The organism is Pseudomonas mandelii (assembly GCF_900106065.1).
GTDB classification, from domain to species: Bacteria; Pseudomonadota; Gammaproteobacteria; order Pseudomonadales; family Pseudomonadaceae; genus Aquipseudomonas; species Aquipseudomonas mandelii.
In genome coordinates, this window is record NZ_LT629796.1 from 6,457,203 (window position 1) to 6,480,662 (window position 23,460).

The 23,460-nt window shown below is 59.1% G+C and carries 24 protein-coding genes; 12 read left to right on the forward strand and 12 right to left on the reverse strand.

What is annotated here, in order from left to right; genetic code table 11:
* Nucleotides 1–124 precede the first annotated feature (124 nt).
* The 3 genes from BLU63_RS29855 to glsB all read right to left on the reverse strand — a co-directional run bounded on the left by BLU63_RS29855 (nt 125) and on the right by glsB (nt 3,042).
* Nucleotides 125–472, reverse strand: coding sequence for a BON domain-containing protein (locus tag BLU63_RS29855; protein ID WP_077750141.1), 348 nt, complete (start codon nt 470–472; stop codon nt 125–127).
* A 74-nt stretch (nt 473–546) separates the two neighbouring features.
* On the reverse strand, nt 547–2,049 hold the full coding sequence (locus BLU63_RS29860) for an aldehyde dehydrogenase family protein (RefSeq protein WP_083376972.1): 1,503 nt from the start codon (nt 2,047–2,049) through the stop codon (nt 547–549).
* Nucleotides 2,050–2,133: 84 nt separating this feature from the next.
* Nucleotides 2,134–3,042 carry a glutaminase B gene (gene glsB / locus BLU63_RS29865; protein ID WP_010459549.1) on the reverse strand — a complete coding sequence of 303 codons (909 nt, stop codon included), beginning with the start codon at nt 3,040–3,042 and terminating at the stop codon, nt 2,134–2,136.
* A gap of 392 nt (nt 3,043–3,434) precedes the next feature.
* On the opposite strand from glsB, the gene BLU63_RS29870 reads away from it, so the two are divergent.
* Genes BLU63_RS29870 through BLU63_RS29885 form a run of 4 tightly spaced genes read left to right on the forward strand, consistent with a single transcriptional unit; the run spans nt 3,435 to nt 5,624 of the window.
* Nucleotides 3,435–3,638: an HvfA family oxazolone/thioamide-modified RiPP metallophore gene (locus BLU63_RS29870; protein WP_077750139.1), complete on the forward strand. Its 204-nt coding sequence runs from the start codon at nt 3,435–3,437 to the stop codon at nt 3,636–3,638.
* Between the two features lie 57 nt (nt 3,639–3,695).
* Complete coding sequence (locus tag BLU63_RS29875) at nt 3,696–4,211, forward strand: HvfX family Cu-binding RiPP maturation protein (RefSeq protein ID WP_083376973.1); 516 nt, start codon at nt 3,696–3,698, stop codon at nt 4,209–4,211.
* A gap of 53 nt (nt 4,212–4,264) precedes the next feature.
* Nucleotides 4,265–4,888: a glutathione S-transferase family protein gene (locus BLU63_RS29880; RefSeq protein ID WP_010459543.1), complete on the forward strand. Its 624-nt coding sequence runs from the start codon at nt 4,265–4,267 to the stop codon at nt 4,886–4,888.
* A gap of 37 nt (nt 4,889–4,925) precedes the next feature.
* Nucleotides 4,926–5,624: a dienelactone hydrolase family protein gene (locus BLU63_RS29885; RefSeq protein ID WP_010459541.1), complete on the forward strand. Its 699-nt coding sequence runs from the start codon at nt 4,926–4,928 to the stop codon at nt 5,622–5,624.
* A 166-nt stretch (nt 5,625–5,790) separates the two neighbouring features.
* Here the strand turns inward: BLU63_RS29885 and BLU63_RS29890 are convergent, their stop codons facing one another.
* From BLU63_RS29890 to BLU63_RS29900, 3 genes are all read right to left on the reverse strand, one after another.
* Complete coding sequence (locus tag BLU63_RS29890; RefSeq protein ID WP_083376974.1) at nt 5,791–6,765, reverse strand: nitrilase-related carbon-nitrogen hydrolase; 975 nt, start codon at nt 6,763–6,765, stop codon at nt 5,791–5,793.
* Between the two features lie 87 nt (nt 6,766–6,852).
* Nucleotides 6,853–7,791 (reverse strand): GlxA family transcriptional regulator, encoded by a 939-nt coding sequence (locus tag BLU63_RS29895; protein WP_083377319.1) that lies wholly within the window; start codon nt 7,789–7,791, stop codon nt 6,853–6,855.
* A gap of 107 nt (nt 7,792–7,898) precedes the next feature.
* Entirely contained in the window at nt 7,899–8,519 is a 621-nt protein-coding gene (locus tag BLU63_RS29900; protein WP_077750136.1) for a cell wall hydrolase, read from the reverse strand.
* A 166-nt stretch (nt 8,520–8,685) separates the two neighbouring features.
* On the opposite strand from BLU63_RS29900, the gene BLU63_RS29905 reads away from it, so the two are divergent.
* Nucleotides 8,686–9,537, forward strand: coding sequence for a CAP domain-containing protein (locus tag BLU63_RS29905; RefSeq protein ID WP_010459535.1), 852 nt, complete (start codon nt 8,686–8,688; stop codon nt 9,535–9,537).
* A gap of 31 nt (nt 9,538–9,568) precedes the next feature.
* On the opposite strand, the gene BLU63_RS29910 is transcribed toward BLU63_RS29905, so the two are convergent.
* On the reverse strand, nt 9,569–9,805 hold the full coding sequence (locus BLU63_RS29910) for a hypothetical protein (protein WP_010459533.1): 237 nt from the start codon (nt 9,803–9,805) through the stop codon (nt 9,569–9,571).
* Between the two features lie 243 nt (nt 9,806–10,048).
* Here BLU63_RS29910 and BLU63_RS29915 point away from each other — a divergent pair, with 243 nt between their 5' ends.
* Nucleotides 10,049–11,812 carry an L-lactate permease gene (locus BLU63_RS29915; protein WP_083376975.1) on the forward strand — a complete coding sequence of 588 codons (1,764 nt, stop codon included), beginning with the start codon at nt 10,049–10,051 and terminating at the stop codon, nt 11,810–11,812.
* Nucleotides 11,813–11,871: 59 nt separating this feature from the next.
* Here the strand turns inward: BLU63_RS29915 and BLU63_RS29920 are convergent, their stop codons facing one another.
* Nucleotides 11,872–12,750, reverse strand: coding sequence for a LysR substrate-binding domain-containing protein (locus tag BLU63_RS29920; RefSeq protein ID WP_083376976.1), 879 nt, complete (start codon nt 12,748–12,750; stop codon nt 11,872–11,874).
* Between the two features lie 101 nt (nt 12,751–12,851).
* Here BLU63_RS29920 and BLU63_RS29925 point away from each other — a divergent pair, with 101 nt between their 5' ends.
* Together BLU63_RS29925 and BLU63_RS29930 are read left to right on the forward strand one after the other, a co-directional pair.
* Nucleotides 12,852–13,265, forward strand: coding sequence for an ester cyclase (locus tag BLU63_RS29925; RefSeq protein WP_077750132.1), 414 nt, complete (start codon nt 12,852–12,854; stop codon nt 13,263–13,265).
* A 175-nt stretch (nt 13,266–13,440) separates the two neighbouring features.
* A complete protein-coding gene (locus tag BLU63_RS29930; protein WP_010459529.1) occupies nt 13,441–13,704 on the forward strand; it encodes a DUF2790 domain-containing protein in 264 nt (87 codons plus the stop codon).
* Nucleotides 13,705–14,657: 953 nt separating this feature from the next.
* Here the strand turns inward: BLU63_RS29930 and BLU63_RS29940 are convergent.
* The gene (locus tag BLU63_RS29940; protein ID WP_010459527.1) at nt 14,658–15,017 is read right to left on the reverse strand and encodes a DUF6124 family protein; all 360 of its coding nucleotides are present in this window, start codon (nt 15,015–15,017) and stop codon (nt 14,658–14,660) included.
* A 478-nt stretch (nt 15,018–15,495) separates the two neighbouring features.
* Nucleotides 15,496–16,443, reverse strand: coding sequence for a DMT family transporter (locus BLU63_RS29945; RefSeq protein ID WP_083376978.1), 948 nt, complete (start codon nt 16,441–16,443; stop codon nt 15,496–15,498).
* Nucleotides 16,444–16,586: 143 nt separating this feature from the next.
* Between BLU63_RS29945 and BLU63_RS29950 the strand changes: the two genes are divergently transcribed.
* Nucleotides 16,587–17,432 carry a LysR family transcriptional regulator gene (locus BLU63_RS29950; RefSeq protein WP_083376979.1) on the forward strand — a complete coding sequence of 282 codons (846 nt, stop codon included), beginning with the start codon at nt 16,587–16,589 and terminating at the stop codon, nt 17,430–17,432.
* Nucleotides 17,433–17,491: 59 nt separating this feature from the next.
* Entirely contained in the window at nt 17,492–18,379 is an 888-nt protein-coding gene (gene yghX / locus BLU63_RS29955; RefSeq protein WP_010459524.1) for a YghX family hydrolase, read from the forward strand.
* A 203-nt stretch (nt 18,380–18,582) separates the two neighbouring features.
* Here the strand turns inward: yghX and BLU63_RS29960 are convergent, their stop codons facing one another.
* Nucleotides 18,583–19,371, reverse strand: coding sequence for a DeoR/GlpR family DNA-binding transcription regulator (locus tag BLU63_RS29960; RefSeq protein WP_010459523.1), 789 nt, complete (start codon nt 19,369–19,371; stop codon nt 18,583–18,585).
* 113 nt (nt 19,372–19,484) lie between these two features.
* On the opposite strand from BLU63_RS29960, the gene BLU63_RS29965 reads away from it, so the two are divergent.
* Nucleotides 19,485–20,366: a serine hydrolase domain-containing protein gene (locus tag BLU63_RS29965; protein WP_083376980.1), complete on the forward strand. Its 882-nt coding sequence runs from the start codon at nt 19,485–19,487 to the stop codon at nt 20,364–20,366.
* 276 nt (nt 20,367–20,642) lie between these two features.
* Here the strand turns inward: BLU63_RS29965 and BLU63_RS29970 are convergent, their stop codons facing one another.
* Nucleotides 20,643–21,311: an ATPase gene (locus BLU63_RS29970; RefSeq protein ID WP_083376981.1), complete on the reverse strand. Its 669-nt coding sequence runs from the start codon at nt 21,309–21,311 to the stop codon at nt 20,643–20,645.
* Between the two features lie 332 nt (nt 21,312–21,643).
* On the opposite strand from BLU63_RS29970, the gene BLU63_RS29975 reads away from it, so the two are divergent.
* Nucleotides 21,644–23,320: an MFS transporter gene (locus tag BLU63_RS29975; RefSeq protein WP_083376982.1), complete on the forward strand. Its 1,677-nt coding sequence runs from the start codon at nt 21,644–21,646 to the stop codon at nt 23,318–23,320.
* The last annotated feature ends 140 nt before the right edge of the window (nt 23,321–23,460 follow it).

Sequence of the window (23,460 nt, forward strand, 5' to 3'; positions counted from 1 at the left end):
TCATCCGCCTTTGCTTCCCGCGAGAGAACACCCAAAAAACGCAATCCATTGTTGTTCGAGCTGAAATGCCCACACCAAGGCGCTCCCGGTTCACGGGAGCGCTGCACTCACAAGTTCGCCCTGATCAGTGATCGTCTTTTGCTGACGATGATGGCCGACGCTCGGCGGTTTCTTCGGCGTTGGGGGGAACCGGATTACTGCCTGGCGTGAACACGTGGGTCCGCAAATCCCTGGCATCGATTTCGACGACGCCCGGGACCGAACGGGCCAGAGCAACAGCCTGTTCACACTGTTTATGGGTGTTGACCCGACCGCTCAACGCCACCGTACCCGCAAGGGTTTTGACATGGATCTGCAGGCCGAGGCTGGGTTCTGCCAACGCCAGGGCCGACTTCACCCGGCCGGTGATCCATGTGTCGTGCACGACCGTTTCCAGATCGTGGGAGTAATGCCGAAAAGAATGAAGTTTCATGACGCAGCCCTCACTCAAGACACAGACGCAAACACACCTTAATTATAGTGCGATCGTTGCCTGTGCCAGGAATGTCAGCGTTTTACCGACAGATCGGTCTGGGTCATGCGACTGCGAATGGTGAACACCCCGTCTCCCGAAAGAATCGCACTGCGGGCAAACAGCCGACCGCTCTCCCAGTTCGAAAGCCCCAGTTCCGGCTTGTTCAGCGCATATTGGCCGTCGACCCAGCGGGTAATTCCGTTGCCCACAAACGGCGCGTTGACCGCGTTGTAGAAACGCTCATGCGCGGCCCCGTCTTCGCTGATCAGCGACACGGTGAACTGCGGGCTGTAGCGATTGAACAAGGCGATGGCGCTGTCCAGGTCATCGACGATCTTCAGGCTGACTTCAGGCGTCTCTTCCCATTCCCACTCGCGGCCCAACTGCTCCTCGGGCAACGGTTCGGCCAGTGCCTCGGTCTGGTAGCCTTCGGCGCGATACACCTCAACGCTGCCGGTTTGCCATTCAGTCGGCAACCACGACTCGCTGCCTTCAACGATATGCAGCTTGCAACCCTGGCCCCGGGCGGTGCCCGCCTGCTGTAGGGCGTCGAGAAACAACGGCACCAGCTCAGCGGCGCGGTCGCGCTGGATCAGGCAGACGTTCAAGGTGTTGCAGACTTTGCGGTCCAGTGAATTGCGTACCACGGCAGCAAAGCGCTGGGCATCAGCGTCTTTGTCAGCGATCAGCCAGGCGCCACCAGTGCCGTGCAGACTGACAGCGGTGCCGGCCTGTTGGGCGATGCTGCCCAGTTGGCTGACCGCCCGCCCCGAACCCCGGGCCACGGCCAGCGACAAACGACGGTCGGCGAACATCGCCCAACCGGCGGCGTGATTGACGCTTTCCACCAAGGACACCGCGCCGTTCGGCAAACCGGCGTCGCTGAGTGCCGGGTTCAATGCGTGAGTGACGATGGCCTGAGCGGTGCCCAACGCATCGCTGCCAATGCGCAGCACGGCGGTGTTGCCGGTGCGCAACACACCGGCGGCGTCGGCGAACACATTCGGCCGGCCTTCGAACACAAATGCGACGATGCCCAGCGGCGACACCACTTGCTCGACCGTCCAGCCGTCGTGCTCGACGCAACTGATGACCTTGCCGCGAGTCGCCGACGCATCGCGCCAGGCCCGCAGGCCGGCGATCATGTCGCGGCGCATGCGTTCATCGGCGAGCAGTCGCGTGGTGGAACGCCCGCGGGCCTTGGCGCGTTCGATGTCGGCCAGGTTGGCGGCTTCGATCAAGGCCCAGCACTCGGGGGTTTCCAGGCGTTGGGCAAACAGATCGAAGAACGCACTGATCGCCTGATCCGGGACGCTGGACAGCGCACTGAACGCCGCTTCGGCGCGCTCGATGGCGACGGCGGCCGCTTGCTGGTCAACCACCGGGATCAGCAACAACTCGCCACTGACCTGCTCGACCAGCAAATGGTCCCCGGGCTGAAAGCGCGCGGCCAGTTCGGGGCTGACGACAGTGACACGATTACCGGCAAAAGGGATCGGCGTGCCAGCGACTAGACGTTCGAGCGCAAGAGACATGAAGCGGTTTCACCATGCTGTGGGCGGCTGGAAAATGTATAGGAAAATCCAGGGAGCGTCATTAATCGCTCAGGCCCGAATGCCTCAGAACACCGACCAGCCAATCCGCTGGCTCAACAATTCCAGCGCCGCCATGCCGGCCAGCGAGTTGCCGGCGGCATTCAGTTCCGGTGACCAGACGCACACCGTGAACTGCCCCGGCACCACCGCGACGATTCCCCCGCCCACACCGCTTTTGCCCGGCAAGCCGACGCGGTAGGCGAAGTTGCCGGCTTCGTCGTACAGCCCGCTGGTGGCCATGATCGAGTTGACCTGCTGGGTCTGGCGCGCGGTAAGGATCTGTTCGCCGCTGTGTTTGCAGAACCCGTCGTTGGCCAGGAAGCAGAACGCCCGGGCGAGGTCCACGCAATTCATGCGCACCGCGCAATGGCTGAAGTAGCTGCGCAACACGGCCTCGACGTCGTTGTGAAAATTGCCGAACGACTGCATCAGGTAGGCCATGGCCGCGTTGCGCGCGCGGTGCTGGTATTCGGATTCGGCGACCTTGCCGTCCACCATCACCTGCGGATTGCCGGACAAGCGACGGACGAAGTCGCGCATCGACAACGCTGGCGCGGCAAAGCGTGACTGGTTGATGTCGCAGATCACCAGTGCACCGGCATTGATAAAGGGATTGCGCGGGCGGCCGCGCTCGAATTCCAGCTGCACCAGCGAGTTGAACGGCTGCCCGGAAGGCTCGTGACCGAGGCGTTCCCAGATCGCCTCGCCGGAGTGATCGATGGCCTGCACCAGGCTGAACACCTTGGAAATGCTCTGCACCGAAAACGGTGTATCGGCATCGCCCGCGCAATACAGCTCGCCATCGTTGCCATACACGGCAATGCCCAACTGATTGGCCGGCACCGTGCCGAGGGCGGGAATGTAGTCAGCCACCTTGCCCTGACCGATCAGCGGCCGGACGGCGTCAAGGATCTCGTTCAACAGCGCTTGCATGCCGGGTTCCGAAGTCTCGCCCCGTGGGATTGCGGGGACACGGAGGCTAGACGCTGTTGGTGAGCGCCGGATCACAGATGACCCGACCACAATCTCAACTTCACCCGTCCCCCTGTAGGAGCGAGCCTGCTCGCGATAGCTGCCCGTCAGTCAACATTGATGGTGTCTGACACACCGCTATCGCGAGCAGGCTCGCTCCCACAGGGGGGTTGCACAGGCTCAAGGTGTCGGGGCCGTGTATCGGAGTGTGTACAGACGCCCTTGCGACACACCCCATCCATAAAACCCCGCACCAAAGACACATCGCAGATACACCCGCTTGATGAACTGTGCGTGTCGATTGGCCAAGCCGATCAAAGCGCTCAACTCACTCAACGCTACGGAGTATCACCATGTTCAAGCTCTCGACTTCTTCCCTGACCCTCGGCCTGATCATCGCCGGTGGCCTGGCCCTGTCCAACGCGGCTTCGGCTTCCGAATCCGAAGCGTTCAGCATGAAACAACTGGCCCACGGCTACAGCCAAGCCCAGGCCGATACCGCGGAAAAACCGGCTGAAGGCAAATGTGGCGAAGGCAAGTGCGGCGCTGGCGAATAACCCTGTTTCGCGGGGCAACCGCTGCCCCGCCTTCCTGACTGAACGGAGATCACGCTCATGAACACCTCACTTTCATCGGCCGTGAAAGGCCTGCACCTAAACCTTGATCGTGCCGGCAGCTGGCTCGCGCCTTTGACGCTGCGGCTGTTCATTGCCTGGGAATTCTTCGAGTCGGGCCTGGAAAAATGGAACGGCGAGAACTGGTTCGCCGACATCCAGGACGCCTTCCCGTTTCCGTTCAACCATGTGCCCGCCACGCTGAACTGGGAACTGTCGATGTGGGCGGAGCTGATTTGCGCCCTGGCCATCCTGGTCGGCTTCGGAACGCGGGTGTCGGCCATCATTCTGATCGTCGTCACGATTGTCGCGACCGCTGCCGTTCACTGGCCGGCCGATTGGTCTACATTGAGTGAGCTTGCCCAGGGTTACGCCATCAGCAACAAGGGTCACGGCAACTTCAAGCTGCCGCTGATCTACCTCGCCGCCATGATGCCGTTGTTGCTCTCGGGTGCCGGCAAGCTCAGCCTGGATGCACTGTTGGCTCGATTCTTCTGGCGTCGCCATAACCGTTGACCGACCAGAGTCTCGGGCGCGTCCTCCACTCCCTTGAAAACGGAGCAATCGCCATGAGCCTCACTCTCTACGGTTTTGACGGCAGTACCTATGTGCGCACAGTGAAAATGCTGCTTGCTGAAAAAGACGCGGACTTCGACCAGGTGCAGGTCAATGTGATCAAAGGCGAGCCGCATCTGCCGGAACATTTGGTGCGGCACCCTTTCGGCAAGGTGCCCGTCATCGACCATGACGGCTTTCGGGTCATCGAAACCGGCGCGATCATCGCCTACCTGGACGAAGTCCTGCCCGGGCCGTCCATCACACCGGATAACGCCCACGACCGCGCTCGCACTCACATGGCCCAAGGCATCTACGATGCCTATGGCTATGGCAACCTGGTGCAAGTGTTCGGCTACCATCTTTTTCCTGACTTCATTGGCGGTCAGAATGAAGAGGCGCGCCGCAAAGGGATCGAACATTCGAAACGGGTGTTGCGCGAGCTGATGAAAATAAAAGGCACCGATCCATATATCGCCGGTCTTGAACCCAGTATCGGTGACTTTTACCTCGCACCGGGCTGCGCCTACATCGCGATGACGCCGGATGCGCCACAGGTGTTTTCGGTGGACGGTTTCGACGGATGGTGGAAACGTATGCAGTCTCTGCCAAGCTACAAGGCCACGCAGCCGAAATAAGCCTCAACCTCACTCACTTGCGTAGACAGGAGCCACCATGAGCGTAACCACCCAATGGATCGAGATCGACAGCGACGAAGGCACCTTCGGCGCTTACCTGGCGATTCCGCATACTCGCAAAGGTCCGGGGATCGTGCTGATCCAGGAGATCTTCGGCGTGAATGAACACATCCGCTCGGTCGCGGAGCAATACGCCGCCGATGGTTACCTGGTGATTGCGCCGGACCTGTTCTGGCGCAACGGCCACCGTATCGAACTGGGTTACGACGAAGCGGGCTGGAAACGCGCCGTCGAGCTGATGAACGCCACCGACATCGATAAGGCGCAGGACGACATCAAACTGGCCATCGAAGCGCTCGATGCGCAACCGGGCCTGGACGGCGGCATCGCTTCCATCGGTTATTGCTTCGGCGGCTTGCTGTCCTACCTCACCGCCACTAACGGCCTGGTGGATGTGGCCATCGCCTACTACGGTGGCGGCATCCAGAACCATCTGGACCGCGCCGATGAAATCGAGGTGCCGTTGCTGATGCACTTCGGTGAACAGGACAGCCACATTCCCCTGGAAGCGGTGGAGAAAATCGCCGAGCGTTTCGACAACAACGACAACGTGGAAATCGTCGTGTACCCGGAGGCCGAGCATGGCTTCAACTGCTCGCATCGCGACAGTTACAACCAGCGTGCAGCGGCTGAGGCCCATGGCAATACGTTGATCTTTCTGGGGCAGGAGCTGTAAAGACAAGATGAGAAAAAAAGGGACTTCCATTGCTTCGTGGAAGTCCCTTTTTTGTTTGCCACTGTGATGGCCTCTTCGCGGGCAAGCCTTGCTCCTACAGTTCATGCGCCCATTTTGATATGGCGCATGATCTGTACGCGAAGGGGGCGGCGCGGTCTCAAGCCAATCAGCGGCTGATCTCTTCCACAGCATCGATCACTGGCACCTGCGGATGAGCACCGCGCTCATGCATAGGGGTCGTCGGCGTGCGGTCGATCAGCAGGCTGAGTAACTCCGGGCGGCTATAGTGGCCGCGCGAATCCATCATGCGTTTGCGCTTGTCGATAAGGCCCATGTCGAGGTCGACGATCACTTCTCCCTCGCCTTCCTGCAGCGAGCCAAGCACCACACCATCCGGGCTGATGATTGCCGTGAAGCAACCACCGGAAATCGGGCCGATAGGGCAACCGGTGTCGGCCATGATTTGTGCCTGTTGCTCAGGGTTGAGCCAAGCTGTGGAGTTCACCACAAAGCACGCCGATTCGAGGGCATGCTGGCGAATGTTGACTTCCATTTGCGAGGCAAACAGCGGACCGGCAAACGACCCCGGGTACATCGAGGCATGAATCTGTTCGCCATCGGCCATCAAGGCGTAACGGGCAAGCGGGTTGTAATGTTCCCAGCACGCCAGTTGGCCGATGCGCCCTACCACGCTGTCGACAGCGCGCAGCCCGGAGCCATCGCCCATGCCCCAGATCATCCGCTCGTGATAAGTCGGGGAAATCTTGCGCCGGTGCTGGATCAGCGTGCCATCGGCATCGAACAGCAACTGCGCGTTGTACAGCGTGCCGCCGTCACGTTCGTTGACGCCGATGGACACGACCATGCCGGCCTGTTTGGCAGCGGCGCCGATGGCATCGGTGGCATCCGAAGGGACCGTAACGGCCTGATCCAGCAGCTTGAGGTGCTCGGTTCCCATTTCGAACGGCGCCTGCACGAAAGAAAAGTACGGGTAGTACGGCACGATGGTTTCCGGGAACACGGCGAACTGAACGCCTTGGTCACCGAGTTCAAGAATCTTCTGCACGACTTTATTGACGGTGCCTTCACGGCTGTAGAGCACTGGGCTGATTTGTACGGCGGCAGCTTTGACGAGGGTCATGGTGGTGATCTCACTGAGGGAAACGGCTTCAACGAGATCTAGATTACGACAGTCATATTTTGTCTTAAATGTCGAATACACCACCTTTCAGGACACGATCCGATTGGCGCGCTGGATCACTTGCGGCGGTTGCCCGAACGCCCGGATAAACGCCCGACGCATACGCTCGCGATCACCAAAACCGGTGTCGCTGGCCACCACATCGATGGAGTGCCGACCGGTTTCCATCATCAGCCGGGCGGCTTCCACCCGCAGGTTTTCGATGGCTTTGGCCGGGGATTGACCGGTTTCGGCATGGAAAACCCGGCTGAACTGCCGTGGGCTGAGATTGGCTGCGCTGGCCAGCTCTTCGACCGACAGCGTTGATTTGAGGTTGTGTTTGGCATAGGTCAACGCGGCCTGGATGCGATCGGTCTTGGGCTCGAGTTCGAGCATCACCGAAAACTGCGACTGCCCTCCCGCACGACGGTGATAAACCACCAATTGCCGGGCCACCACACGTGCGACCTGGGCGCCCAGATCCTTTTCCACCAGCGCCAGTGCCAGGTCCACGCAAGCGCTCATGCCAGCGGCGGTCCAGATATTGCCGTCATTGATGAAGATGCGGTCTTCTTCGACCTTCACTTTCGGGTACGCCCGCTGCAAGGCCGATGCATGACACCAGTGAGTCGTGGCCCGCCGACCATCCAGTAAACCCGCCTCCGCCAGCACAATCGCGCCGGTGCAGATCGAGCCCAGGCGTCGGGTGGTCAGGCTGGCGTTGCGCAAAAACTTAACCATGCCCGGTGATGTCGGCCGGATCAGGTTGTCCCCCATCACCAGCAGCGTATCGAAGGAACGCTCGTCAAACGCGCGGGTTTCCACGCCAAAACCGGCCGACGTCATTACAGGGCCGCCCTGCTCCGACAGCAGCGCAATGCTGTACACCGGCTCGTCGGCCGCCATATTGGCCAACTCGAAGGAAGCGCACATGGCCAGGCCCAGCACCTGGAAACCGGGGTAAACGATGAGTCCGATGTTGTGCATGGCGGCTGTCCGATTACGTGGCATGACGTGTTTCAAGCCATCGTAGTAGAACCCTGCCTCCTTCGAAATGGAACCAGTCGTTGGTCAAATAAGGATATGGCCTGGACCTACTTCGCCGAACCATCATGCGGTTTATAAAACCGGAACATCCCGATTTCAGCGGTTTTGATGTACTCCTTGGCCCAGTCCGGTTTCACCGTGCGGTCATGAAAATACATCGCGCCACCGGTGCGATCCGGGAGCTGCTTGTTCAGCGCCTTGCGCGCGATTTCCTTGGCCAGGGCATATTGCGTCTCTTCCTGGACGGTGTCCGGGCGCCCGTCGCACCACCACGAGAACTGGCAGCTCTTGGTCTCTGAACCTTGCTTGACCACCGCGCACACGGTGTCGGGGAAACCAGCGTGGCCGAGGCGGTTCATGACCACGTTGGCGACGGCGGCCATGTCGTCGGTGTCCTTGCCTTTGGCCTCCCAGTAGATGGAGCGGGCCATGCAGGTTATTGCATCGTCCAGCGGAGACTTGCCGGCGGGATCGACGGCCTGGACTTCGGATTGGGTGATCGCCTCGGATTTAGGCACCGGTACATCGGCGCTCTTGTCCGCGGCTTTTTGCTCAAGCACCTGAGCCTTGTCTTCAGCCACTTCTTTTTTTTGCTGCTGGTCGTCGGCAATAACCTGGCCTGCGACAAGGGTAACCACGAGGAACGCAACGGACCATTTGAAGGACATGATGGAGACACTCTGTTTGGCGTCGAGGGAAGCGCCCGTTTGGCGACTTGGCTTCAGTGTAGTAGCCAAATCATGTCAACCGCCGGACAACAAAGCGCAAAAAGGCATTGCGCGGCATGGGGTGGAATCGCGCATCATGGGCGCAGTCAATTCAAGGGAGATTTCCATGCGCGTCCTGTCATCCGCTCTGCGTTTTGCCGTGTTGCCACTGGGGTTGGTGTTCGCCGCCACTGCTGTGGCCAGCGAAGAAACGCAATTGGTCGAGTCGATCAACGTTTACCGCAGCCAGGTACAGCGTTGCGCCGGTCAGGCGTCATCGGTGTTGCCGCCGCTGACGAGCGATTCGCGCCTGAACCTGTCACCCAGCGGAGCTGTCGACTTGCAGCAGGCCATGGCTCAAGCGTCGTACCCGATGACCAACGTGCAAGCGATTATGTTGTCCGGACCGCGTGATGCACAGTCCGCCATGACGGCGATCAAGGAGAGCTTCTGCCAGGTCGTGCTGAACCCGCAATTCATCGACGTCGGTGTCAGCCACCAGGGTCGCGACTGGCGCATTGTGCTCGCGCGACCGCAATTGACCGCGCGCATGGGTGACGCCGCGGCTGAGGGCCAGAAGTTGCTGGGCTTGCTCAATACCGCCCGCGCCCAACCGCGCCAGTGCGGCGGCCAACCGTTTGCCGCGACCACGCCGCTGGCCTGGAATGCGACGTTGGCGGCCGCGGCCGAAGCGCATACCCGGGCCATGGCGAATAACAATTTCTTCGACCACAAGGACCAGGACGGTCGCACACCGGGGGATCGCGCTGAACTGGCGGGATACACCTATCAGGAAATCGGCGAGAACATTGCTGCCGGGCAAGACACCCCGCGCAAGGTCGTCGATGGCTGGCTGGCCAGCCCCGGGCATTGCGCCAACCTGATGAACCCACAGTTCCGCGAACTGGGCGCGGCCTATGCGGTTGATCCTAAGAGTGACGCCGGGATTTACTGGACAGCCATGTTTGGTACGCAATAAAGGCGATGGTCAGAGCGGTGGTTCACCGCTCTTACAACGTGTGCTGGCGGTTACCGATGTCTTTGGCTTTTTCAACTGCCCAGGCCAAAGCGTCCTCCATGTCCAACAGATGCGGACGCGGGTCATTGTCCTCTTTTATGACCGAGCCATCCGGCCGGTAAACACCGATGAACATCTTCAGGGAGCCGTCCCTCAATATCTCGGCTTTCACGTCGATCCTGCATCCGTTGGATAGCGTTTCCTTGTGTTCCTCATGGCGTTCAGTCATCGCTGTCTCCCTCTCGTGGTGAATGGATCGGGCCAGAGCATTGGACGCGCAAGCCCTGGATCGGGGCTCGCGCCGTCATTCTTTCTGAGCGTAGTAGAAGATCGGCCGGGTCAGGACTGGACACTGATACAAGGTATTAACGCCGACAAACCTCACAGGACAGCGGCGTAATGCCACCTATACTCCATGCCACCAACCCCGTCCGGGGCCTGCACTACCAACAATAAAAAGCAGAGGTGGAACATGGTCTGGCAGCAAATCTACGATCCCTTTGGTAACCCGGTGCTTTCAACCATCATGGCGGCAGTGCCGGTGGTGGTGATGCTGGCATCCCTGGCGTTTTTCCATATCAAGGCGCATCTGGCAGCCTTGCTGGCCCTTGGCTCGGCGCTGTTGATTGCCATTTTTGCCTTCGGCATGCCCGCGGACATGGCCGGCTCGGCGGCACTCTACGGCGCCGCCAACGGCCTGCTGCCGATTGGCTGGATTGTCCTCAACATCATCTTCCTGCACCGGCTGACCACCGAAAACGGCTCGTTCAAAGTGCTGCAGGATTCCCTTGCGCGCATCACCGACGATCGACGCCTGCAACTGCTGCTGATCGCCTTCTGCTTCGGCGCCTTCTTTGAAGGGGCTGCCGGGTTCGGCACGCCGGTGGCGGTGACCGGGGCGATTCTGATCGGCTTGGGCTTCTCGCCGCTGGCCGCCTCAGGCCTGGCGCTGATCGCCAACACCGCGCCCGTGGCGTTTGGTGCACTGGGCACGCCCATCATCACCTTGGCCAAGGTCACCGGCCTGGATGAAATGGAGCTGTCGATGATGGTCGGCCGGCAGTTGCCGTTCTTCTCGGTGCTCGTGCCGTTCTGGTTGATCTGGGCCTTTGCCGGCTGGCGCAAAATGCTGGAAATCTGGCCGGCCATTCTGGTAGCCGGGGTCAGTTTCGCTGTGCCGCAGTTTCTGGTGTCCAACTACCACGGGCCGATGCTGGTGGACGTGATCGCCGCGCTGATATCCATGGCCTGCCTGACCGGTTTCCTCAAGGTCTGGAAACCGGCCACGATCCACACCTCGGCGGCCCTGTCCGGGCGCGTCGACAACTCGAAGATCGACGAGGAGCATCAGCAAAAACCCGAGGCCAGCGGGACCTTCGCCAGCGATGCCAAACCGGCGGTGATGCGCGCCTGGATGCCGTGGATCATCCTCACCGTGTTTGTGTTCGCCTGGGGCACCCAGGGCTTCAAGAACATGTTCGATACCCGTCCGGCAATCGATCCGGCCACCAATTCGGCCAAGCTCGACCCTCAGGGCAAACCGGTGCGCGAAGCCAACCCGATCTTCGCCCCGATCGTGACCTTCACCACCATTCACCAGCAAATCGAAAAGGTGCCGCCCGTGGTGCCCGCGGCAAAAACCGAGGAAGCGGTCTACAAATTCACCTGGTTCACCAGCACCGGCAGCGGCATCCTCCTGGCGGCCATCGTCGGCGGCCTGCTGATGGGTTATTCCATCCCGCAACTGGCCCGCCAATACCTGCGAACGCTGTGGGTGGTGCGTTACTCACTCATCACCATCGTGGCCATGCTTGCGCTCGGTTTCCTCACGCGCTACTCGGGCCTCGACGCCACCATGGGCCTGGCCTTCGCCGCGACCGGCATCTTCTACCCCATGTTCGGCACCCTCCTGGGCTGGCTCGGCGTGGCGTTGACCGGCTCCGACACCGCCTCCAACGTGCTGTTCGGCGGCTTGCAACGAGTGACCGCCGAGCAACTGGGCATCAGCCCGGTGCTGATGGCCGCAGCCAACAGTTCCGGTGGGGTCATGGGCAAAATGGTCGACGCCCAGTCGATCGTGGTCGCGTCCACGGCGACTCGCTGGTACGGGCATGAAGGGGAGATTCTGCGATATGTGTTCTTCCACTCGATTGTGCTGGCGATCTTGGTCGGTGGGTTGGTGACGTTGCAGGCTTATGTGGCGCCGTTCAGCAGTATGGTGGTGGGCGGACACTAGACGTCAAAAGGTCCCAGACCCGGGCGAGTCGCCCGGGTCAGGGCTTGAAAACGCGCGGATCAAGTCAGACGGCCGCCCGACATCAACCCCTCGGTCAGCAACGACACCAACGGCTGCACCAGATGCTGAGTCCGAACATCATCACCAATCACCGCCACCTCGGTGCTGGGTAAAGTCGGCAACTTCTGCGACGGTTCCAGTATGCGCATCCCTTCCTGCAAAAATGACGTTCCCAACGCCGTAATCCCCAACCCGCCCGCAACCGCCGCCTGCACCCCCATCAAATTGCTGGCCAGGCACGCGGATGCCCATTCCCGCCCGACCGTGGCCAGGGCTTCGATCATGATGGCGCGGTACGCACAGGGCGGCCGCATCATCACCAACCGCACCGGTTTCGACGATTCGATTTGGTAATCCTTCGCGGCAATCCACACCAGCGGCTCACGCCAGATGACTCGGCCTCGCGTAGTGCCGGAGCTGAATTTTCGCTTGGAAATAACCACGTCCAGTAGCCCGGCTTCGTAGTCGGTGAGCAGGTCGTCGCTCAAGCCTGTGGTGAGTTCGAGTTGAATGTCTGGATACAACTGGGTGAAGCGCGACAGCAGCTTGGGCAGCTGGGTCGGCACGAGGTTTTCCGAGATCCCCAGGCGCAGCAGGGTGACGGTCGCCGGCGCCTTGATATCCCGCATGAAGGTGTCGAAATGCACCATCATTCGGCGTGCGCCTGCCAGCAGTCGCTCGCCGTCCGAGGTCAGGGTCAGGGCGCGGCTGGTGCGTTCGAAGACACGAAAACCAAGCACCTCCTCCAGCCGGATGATCTTCTGGCTCACTGCCGATTGCGACCGCGCGATCACCTCGGCAGCAGCAGTGAAACTGCCGGTCTCCGCCACGGCGATAAACGCCCGAAGCAGGTCGATCTCAAGGTCGCTGGCGTGCATGATGGATTCGCCTTTCTACTGGATGCCATTAAATTTATGCGTTTGTGTTCTAGATAGCAATTGCCGAACATCGTACTCAATCCAATACGAGGCGTTCGAAAATGGCAGTCAATAAAGCAGTAGATATTGTTGAAAGTTTCTGGCGCGAAGTCTGGCAAGCCAAGAACCCGCAAGCCGCAGCGCGCTTTGTAGCCGAAGACTTTGTGATCACGTCTGGCGGGATGGATATCGTCGGCCGCGATGCCTTTATTCAATGGATCGGTGTCTTTCTGTCGAAGATCGAAGACTTCGAATTCAGCAGTATCGAGACGTTTCAGAACGCCGAAGGCACTCGCGTTGCTTCCCGCTGGAAACTGGCCGGAAAGAACCAGGGCTTTATTGGTGGCCGCACGTGTAACAGCCCCTTTGAAATGCTCGGCACTGCGGTCTGGGAAGTTCGACCGGACGGCCTGCTGGCGCACAACTGGGTCGAGCGTAATGCGCTGGAAGTTCATCGCGATTTGATCGGGCTCTGAGTAGCCAAGTTGAAGTGCAACATGAAACCCGCAACTTTTTTCATATTGCTTCTGCAGATCCTGACTCCCCCACACGGTGCGCGTCCACCTGAAATTGTGATGGATGTCAGAAGTCTTCTGCAAGGGTCGGCGTTGCAGTATCCGCCGACCTATATGAAGTAACCGGAGACACACCATGAATACTCGTACTTTGTTCGCCAGTGCTGCTGTTGCCCTGGTAGTACTCACCCATAACGCGTTTGCAGACACGCCCAATGTACCCGCCAAGCCTTATCGCTATGGCATGCCGATCCACGTGGCGAAAGTCATTTCCCTTGAGGAGCCTCGTTCCGCCGATTGCGAAGTGGTCAGCGCCAAACTCACTTATCTGGACACCTCCGGAAATGTCGAGGCCTTTACCTACTTCAAAATGGCCCAGGCCTGTGAAGAGCAAAACTGAATGGGGGGCTGTACAACAAAAGCCGGATTGAACGGAAAGCCAATTGACCCGCTGTTGCATTGCATCAGCGGATCTTTTTTTACGACGAATTAATGAAGATCAGGCGCCGGCCACCAACACCTGCAACAAGCCACCCGCACCACCGCCAGCTCTGGACTGGGTCAACAGCAACAAACAATACGCGGCGATGATGCAGCTTGGTGGTGATCAAATAGTCATATGAGTTATCGTACTAACAGGTCATGATCAGGTCGTGTCCATACGGTTCCATCCTCCCTAAAAAAGTCGTCCAATAGAACCCCGACATTAACTTGCTTAATCTCCCAATATTCAAACTCCCTCAGCTCTCCCTTCCAGTGCATAACCACTTTAGTAGCAGTAGCAGATTTAAAACTGCCCTTATGGCTAGTAGGTGTTTGAACATCGATAGGGGTGTCGACGGTAATATTAGTGAACGAATCTTGTGAGTATGGCATTTCAATAGCTCCATCTATTCATAGAGGCTTCATCCTAAATCGACAACTGTTCAATATCACCTGTAAGAAATGACAGTTGTTTATAACTTTTCGACGTAACACCATTGAAATTATATTAGAAGCAGTCGCGACGCACTCTTCTGAGAAACGAGTTAAGTATGCCTAGCTAATAGCTTGAACGCTTCAACTTCCCCCCCCAATCACCAACCACTCCATCGACTACCCATTCCTGGTTGGCAGCATAACCGCTTTCTCACAACGCGCCCCTGTAGGAGCAAAACTTACTTGCGAAGGACGATAACGCGGCGTCCAGACTAATCACATCACGTACAAGCCCAAACGCCAGACAGCTAGCAGAAACACCAAGCACCGAGAAACCTGTGGTGAGAGAGGTTGCTCCCGCTAGACCGCGCAACGGCCCCAAAAAGGCACCGCTGCACAGCCCAACGTCCGCTACTTACTCACAGAAGACAGCACCTACTTAGGCAGATCGATCTTATCCAACACCCGATTCGCCGTGATCTCCGCCACCATGATGCTGTTGGAAATGCCCAGCAAAGCGTAGCGCGATTCCCCCTCTAAATGATCCACCAACTGATGGACCATCACGTCAACCGACGCCAGTATCTCGACCAAATAAACCGCCAGGGTTTCGACCGTAGTCTCAGGGTCTACGGAAAACAGGGTGCTGCGTGTTCGCGGGGTGGCTTTGATGTCGGCGTTCGATGGAAAGTGGTAATCGAGAGCCCGCTCGGCGGCCTCATTGAGCTTCTTTGAATCGGGTTCGTATGGGGAGGCCGGATCGGTGTCAGGCGGATTTGGTGAAGGCTTTATCATTTGCTGAGTGTCCTAATGGTGTGCCATCCCTCCTGCTGCTAAACGAAGAGGGTGGCAACTGCACGCAGGTTAGCAGACCGGGACACTCAGCAATCCGGCGCGCCCAAGGGCGCCCTACGTACAGCTACCATTAAGTACAGGCAATGAAATACCTGCATAACAGATGCACGTTCAGCCGAGATATCCCGGGCTGCTAAACCCGATCACTGATGGGCAGTGACACGAATCAAGTTACCGAGTGACCCCAAGGCGCACAAGCCGGCGGATTCTGGCGCAGCCGTAGGCAACGGCGCAAGGTTTTGTAGCTTTCAGGACGTAACCTTTGGAGGTTTTAAACAAAAAATCTGCGGCGATGTTTATTGACGTGGCGCGTGCTTCCCACACCAGACGAAACCTCGATAATCGACGAAGCATTTGAGCTGCCGAGTTCGAAAAATCATGTAAGCCAAAACGCGATCTGTAGCAGCTGGCGGGGGGATCAGGCGGCCTTATCTGCCAGGCCAGTACGGACCTTCACCGCCGAAGATTGCCCCGCACCGAACACCAACCCCGAAGCAAACACCACCCCAAGAATCACGCCGCCCGCCCCCAGCAACTGCCACACATTGGGCAGCACACCGAGTATCGAGGACACCAGCATGGTGAACACAGGCGCCAGGTTGAAGAAGATCGACGTGCGCGCCGCACCGATCGCATGAATGCCTTTGAACCACAGCAAGTAGGCAATCAACGAACCACAGACCGCCAAGTAGAAAACCGCTCCATGCACAGACAGCGAAGCCGTACTGATCGAGGCCATCGGGCTTTCATAGATGAAGCCCAACACGATCAGGCCAATGACACCGAACAGCATCGAAAACTTGGTGGTTTCCAGCGGTGTCGAGTCTTTGACGAAGCGTCGGGTGCCGACCATGTTGGCTGCCCAGGCGATGCTGCCGGCCAGAATGATCGCGTCGCCGGTCGCCACTTTCAGCCCGAGCAGCACCTGGATATCCCCGCGCGTGATCACCAGTCCCACGCCCAGCAATCCCAGCACCAGCCCGATGGCGCGGCCGCGATCAATGCGTTCGCCTTCCAGCAGCACCGCGAAGATCATGGTCCACAGCGGCGTGGTCGCCAGGATCAGCGCGCCGTTGATGGGCGTGGTGGTTTGCAGGCCGAAGAAGGTCGCGAGGTTGAACGCGGTAAAGCCCAGCAGGCCCAGACCGATAAACGCGGCAAGATTGTTTTTCAGCGTGGTGAGGCGCAACTTGCCCGCCAGGCCGAAAATCAGCAACAGCAACAGGGTAGAAATGGCAAAGCGCTCAATGGACGCGCTGATCGGTGCCATGCTCTTGATGATATAGGCACCGGCATTGAAGTTGGTGCCCCAGAAAAACGTGGCGCCGACGATGCCGGCATACGCGAGAGGCGTTGATTTGGACATGGCTGTTTCCTCGTCAAGTCGTGCGATGAACACGCCGCACACGGCGCGCTTCAGACCTGCTTGTCAGGTGTAGAAGAATTCTTGCAGGCTTGGCGATGGGGCAAAATTCCCCATTTATTCACCCTTCATGTGAGAAAACGCCCATGTTCGATTGGGAGGATCTTCGCTACTTCATCGTCTTCGCTCACGAGCAGTCGTTGTCGGCGGCGGCGCGCAAGCTCAAGGTCGACCACGCCACCGTGGCGCGACGCATCAGCGCGCTGGAGAGTTCGCTGAACCTCAAGCTGGTGGACCGGCGCCCTCGTTCCTATGTCATCACCGAGGACGGCGAGCGAATTGCCCAGCTCGGGCAGCGCATGGAAAGCGAGTCCTTCGCGGTGCAACGCTCGGCGCTCGCCGGGCAGGAAAGCTTTACCGGCGAAGTCACCGTCAGTGCCCCGCCCGCCCTGGCCTGCGCGTTGATAGCGCCGCGAATCAAGGCGTTGCGCACCCTGCATCCGCAACTGTCTGTGCAGTTGATCGGCAGTCTGGACAGCGCTTCGTTGTCGCGGCGCGAAGCCGATATTGCCGTGCGCCTGAGCCGCCCCAAGGAGCCGGACCTGGTGGCGCGCAAGGTGGCGACGGTGCAGTTCAACCTGTACGGCTCGGCAGATTACTTGTCCAAGACCGCCCCGGAAGATCTGGCGTTCATCGCTTACGACCAGACCATGGAGCAAACCCCGCAACAGATCTGGCTCAAGCAACAAGCGGGGGATCGGCCGATCCTGCTGCGCAGCAATGATCTCAACATCCAGGCAACCATTGCCCAGGCAGGCGCCGGCGTTGCGGCACTGCCGTACTTCCTTGGCGAGCACTACGGATTGCAAGCGATGGAGACCGTGGGCGCGGGGCTGGCGCGTGAAGTGTGGCTGGTGGTCCACAGCGACATCCGGCACACCCCGTCGGTGCAGGCGGTGATGAGTTTTCTGGCGTCCTGTTTCGAAAACTGAGTCAGTGCGCCAAACGCTGCTTTACTGATTCAGATCCTGAACCAACGGGAAGTGCCCCCATGGAACGTCTCACCGCCAAAGACTTCGCCCCGGAACTGCTGGAGCTCTACGACTACTACGCCCACGGCAAGATCAACCGGCGCGAGTTTCTTGATCGAGCAGCGCTGTTCACCCTGGGCGGTTTGACAGCCAGCGCCCTCCTCGCCTCCCTGAGCCCGAACTACGCGCTCGCCGAGCAGGTTGAATTCACCGACCCGGACATCCTCCCCGAGTACATTTCCTATCCATCACCCAAGGGCCACGGCAATGTCCGCGGCTATCTGGTGCGCCCGGCCAAAGCCACCGGCAAGGTGCCGGCGGTGTTGGTCGTGCATGAAAACCGTGGGCTCAACCCTTACATCGAGGACGTCGCCCGGCGCGTTGCCAAAGCGGGGTTTATTGCCCTCGCACCCGATGGCCTGAGTTCGGTGGGCGGCTATCCGGGCAACGATGAAAAAGGCAAGGAGTTACAAGCGACTGTCGATCCGGAAAAGCTGATGAATGACTTTTTCGCCGCCATTGACTGGTTGATGAAAAATGACAAGACCACGGGGAAGGTCGGCATCACCGGGTTCTGCTATGGCGGTGGCGTCTCCAATGCGGCGGCGGTGGCCTACCCGGAACTGGCGGCGGCCGTGCCCTTTTATGGCCGTCAGCCAAAGGCTGAGGATGTGCCGAAAATCAAGGCGCCGCTGCTGTTGCATTACGGCGAACTGGACAAGGGCATCAATGAAGGATGGCCGGCGTATGAGAAAGCATTGAAAGCGTCGGGCAAAACTTACGAGGCATTCATTTACGCAGGCTGCAATCACGGTTTTCATAACGATTCCACGCCTCGCTACGATGAAGCCGCTGCGAAGCTCGCGTGGGACAGGACCGTGGCCTGGTTCAACAAATACCTGGTTTAGGCTGCTGTTTGCAGGTGTGGGCTACACCGTTATCAATTGCTTCGATCTTTTAAATCATGAAGCCGAATTTCTTATTTTTAAGCGGCGAGTTCAGGATGGCGCCACTTCTGATCATTCGGGCGAAAGCTTCATGAACATCAATTTTGCGTTTGCGTGCTTGATCGTGGTGTCGTTTGCGATTGCCCTGGGGCATGGCTGACCGCTCAGGCGTGCGCTTGCACCACTTCGATTCCCAGCTTGCGATAGTCGTCGATGTCGCCTGACGCCACGTGACGCTCGGTAATCAGGGTGTGCAAACGTGAGCACGGCACGACGATGTACGGTTCCACCGCGCCCAATTTGTCCGCCGTGGTGACGGCGATCACTTGAGAGGCACTGTCAAACAGCGCCTGCTTCACTGGCACCTCATCAAAATGCAGCGAGCTGATGCCGACCTCCGGATGAATCGCACAAACCCCGGTAAACAGCACGTCAGCCTTGATGCCTTGCAACAAGCGCACGGTCTCGTGACCGCTGACCGACATCGTCGCCAGGTTAAGTTGCCCACCCGCCAGAATCACCTTGATGCCTGGGTATTCCGCGAGGGTAATCGCGGTTAACGGCGATGTGGTGATGGCAGTGATGGAAATAGTCGAAGGCAAGGACCGGGCGATCTGCAGCGTGGTACTCCCCGAATCGAACATCACGATCTGACCATCCCGGACGTGTCGCGCGGCGAGTTGCGCGAGGTGCACTTTCACCTCGTCGGTTTCACCTACCCGAGTAAGGAAATCCTTGCCCGTATCCTTGGGCCGAGGCAGCGCGCCACCGTGCACGCGTTGCACCAGGCCGGCGCTGTGCAGCTCCGACAGGTCGCGGCGAATGGTGTCTTCCGAAACGGCGAAATGCTGGCTCAATTCAGAGGCCATGACCTTGCCGTCGCGCTCGAGGATCAGGAGGATTTTTTGCCGGCGCACGGAAGGAAGCTCGGTGGCCGAATGCTGATCTTGCATGTTTATGCCTGAGTTTGCGTGTTTGTGCGAGATTAGCCAAACCGTTGCGTAAACACAATCGCGGTTTTGTTTTCTGGCAAACTCCCCGGCGTCTCCCCCAGAGCAGTCAGCCCATGCCCTTCGCCCTTGTCTCAAACGGTTCACTCCTCACGCCTGAGCAGCCCGACGTAACCGTGCCTTGGTGGAGTTTCACCAAGACAGTTCTCGCCGCCGCAGCGTTGTCGCTGGTGCGTGATGGATTGATCGGTCTGGATGAGGGAGTGCCTGAAGGCCCGTTCACGTTGCGTCAACTGCTGCGGCATGAAGCCGGATTGGCGGATTACAGTGAACTCGCCGATTACCACACCGCCGTGGCGCGCAATGAAACATCTTGGTCAGCCGCTGAAATGCTGCAGCGTCTTGATGCGACCAGGTTACGTTATGCACCCGGAGACGGCTGGCGATACTCGAACGTCGGCTACTTGTTCATCGCCAGGCTCATTGCGCGCGTCACCGGGCTGAGACTTGAAGAAGCGCTGACGCAACGCGTGTTTACCCCGCTCGGTTTATCGCGCATCCGCCTCGCGACGACCCGCGCCGATCTGGCGTACGTCAACATGGGAGCGGCTTCGACTTACGACCCGGGCTGGGTTTATCACGGTTTGCTGGTCGGCCCGCTTGTTGAAGCGGCCCTGTGTCTGGATCGTCTATTGGACGGGCATCTGTTGCCGCAATCACTGCTGCGGGAGATGCAAACGGTACGCACGCTGGGCGGACCGATCGCTGGGCGTCCCTGGGTTGCTCCGGGATACGGCCTCGGTCTGATGCAGGGCATGGTGGAAAGTGGCCTGACCTTGAGTGGTCACACGGGAGTCGGACCGGGCAGCATCATTGCGGTTTACCGCTGCATTGATGGAAACAGCACGGCGAGTTGCGCGGTTTTTGATGAAAGCGGCAACGAAGGGGCTGTGGAGGCCGAGGTCGTGCGCCACCTGATATGCGCGGCACTTGAATAAACCTGAAAATCATCTGACCGCCCATCCTCAAAAAAGGAGCGTTGAGACCTCGATGCGTTGAACTCACCAATATCCTGTGGCGAGGGAGCTTGCTCCCGCTGGGGTGCGAAGCGGCCCCAAAATCCGCAACCCGGATCATTCAGATAAACCGCGTGCACTGGATTTACGACGGCTGCGCAGCCGAACGGGAGCAAGCTCCCTTGCCACAGGTACAGAAGCGGTCACATCTCAATGTGTGGCATTCACAAGTAAGTTATTGATCACGTTGAATGTGCATCAGTAACTGGCGACTTGCGCCCCATTACCAGACGTCACCAACGCCTTCAACGACGCATCAAACTGCTTCAACGCATTCACCTGCACCGCATTTTGCTGGTCGATTTGCGCAGCAATTTCCGGGGCAGCTTTGCCATGCACCCACACCGAAGGCATCTGCTGCTCACGTGAGCCTTCAGCCTTGCCGATGTATTGCAGGTTCGAGTCGTAGAACTTGGCGAGGAATCGCGCTTCAACCTGGTTGTTGCGCTTGGACACCAGACGGTTGTAGGTGTCGAGCATCACCACCACATCGGGATGGGCTTGTACCAGGGCGTCGAGATTGTCGTAGACGGTCACCGAAGCAAATTGTTTTTGCAGCGACCCCATCAGCCAGTTGATCGCCCGCTTAGGATCGGAGCTGTTGACGAAGGCGCTGCTGATGCGCGAATCCAGCGCCGGGTTCTTCGCACCATTCAGCGCGACCGAATGGTACTGCTCAAGGTATTCGATCGTGTTGAGGGTGTTTTCGCTGTAGAGCACGCCCACCGACTGAGTGGGTTGCAAGCTCGCGGGGCTGTCGCCCATCGGCAGGAAATGGCAGGACGGATCTGCCGCGTAGGCCGGCACGGTGGCGGCAACACTGCCGGTCAATACGGCGACAAGGGCCAGCAAGGTAGAGATTCTCATCGCGCAGGTTCCTTCAGAGGCGACTTTGGTATGACGCTATCCTCCTCTCATGACAAAAAAACAGAACTTGCATTCCTTGATGGTGATTATTGATTAAACGAATGGTTGCGTACCGAGGCGTCAGGCGTGACTCCGTGGGGTGAGAAGTGACGTCGAGTGGATATCTGCGTGAAGCCGATTATGCTTCAAGAAACCTTGCAGCGATGCGAGGCGGTCAACCTGTGTGCATGCTTCGTGCAATCCGTAATCCGACGACATCAGCCCAAGGGCCTGGGTGCGGCAAAGAGGTTACAAGGTACTCCGGCCTATAACAAGAACGACGGAGAAGACTCATGGCCGCAATCGACAACATCTCCACGGGCAGCGCGCCCCAACGCGGTATAACCAAGGAGGAGCGCAAGGTCATTTTTGCCTCGTCCCTGGGCACCGTGTTCGAGTGGTACGACTTCTACCTTTACGGCTCCCTGGCCGCGATCATCGCCAAGCATTTTTTTGCCGGGGTCAATGAGACAACGTCCTTCATCTTCGCGCTGCTCGCGTTCGCTGCGGGTTTCGCGGTGCGTCCCTTCGGTGCCATCGTGTTCGGGCGCCTGGGTGACATGATCGGACGCAAGCACACGTTCCTCATCACCATTGTGATCATGGGTGTCTCCACCGCCGTCGTCGGTTTTCTACCCGGCTACGCGACCATTGGCGTGGCGGCCCCGATCATCCTGATCACCTTGCGCCTGTTGCAAGGCCTGGCGCTGGGCGGTGAGTACGGTGGCGCGGCGACCTACGTCGCGGAGCATGCGCCGAAAGGCAAACGCGGTTATTTCACCTCATGGATTCAAACCACCGCGACCCTGGGCCTGTTCCTTTCGCTGCTGGTGATCCTTGCTTGCCGGACGATCCTGGGCAACGAAGCTTTCGAGGCCTGGGGCTGGCGGATTCCGTTTCTGCTGTCGATCCTGCTGCTGATTGTGTCGGTGTACATCCGCTTGCAGCTCAGCGAATCACCGGTATTCGTGAAAATGAAGGCAGAGGGCAAGTCTTCCAAGGCGCCGCTGACCGAATCCTTCGCCCGCTGGGACAACCTCAAGATCGTGATCATGGCCCTGCTCGGCGGCACCGCCGGCCAGGCGGTCGTCTGGTATACCGGGCAGTTCTATGCGCTGTTCTTCCTGCTGCAGACGCTGAAGATCGAGCCGCAGACCGCCAACCTGCTGATTGCCGGCTCGCTGCTGATTGGCACGCCGTTCTTCGTCATCTTCGGCAGCCTGTCCGACCGTATCGGCCGCAAAGGCATCATCATGGCCGGCTGCATCCTCGCAGCATTGACCTACTTCCCGATCTTCCATGCGTTGACTCAGTACGGAAACCCCGACGTGTTCGTCGCGCAGGAGAAGAACCCGGTCACGGTGATCGCCGATCCCGACCAGTGCTCGTTCCAGTTCGACCCGGTGGGCAAGGCCAAATTCACCAGTTCCTGCGACCTCGCCAAGACCGTGCTGGCGAAACGGGCCATTCCCTACAAGAACGAAAAGGCTGAACCGGGCACGGTCGCGCAGGTGCGCATCGGCGACAAAGTGCTTCAGAGTTTCGAGGGCACCGGCATGCCGGCCGCCGACTTCAAGGCCAAGAACGACGCGTTCACCGCCACTCTCGGCACCGCCCTCAAAGAAGCCGGTTACCCCGAGAAAGCCGACCCGGCCAAGACCAACTACCCGATGGTGCTGTTGCTTCTGACCATCCTCGTGATCTACGTGACCATGGTCTACGGTCCGATTGCCGCCTGGCTGGTGGAACTGTTCCCGGCGCGCATCCGCTACACCTCGATGTCGCTGCCCTACCACATCGGCAACGGCTGGTTCGGCGGCTTCCTGCCGACGGTGGCGTTCGCCATGGTCGCGGCCACGGGTGATATCTACTACGGCCTCTGGTACCCGATTGTCATCGCCGTGATGACCGCCGTCCTGGGCATATTCTTCATGCCGGAAACCAAGGATCGGGAGATTCATCACACATAAAAACGGACACCTGCCCTCTCGTGAGCGAGAGGGCAGCCCTTTTAACTGCGCGCTGAAGGATTAAATGCCGTCGCGGCTCAAAAACGAATTGAACCCCACGCCTCATCGTGTTTTCGAAACTCCATAAGCGCCGATCTTTG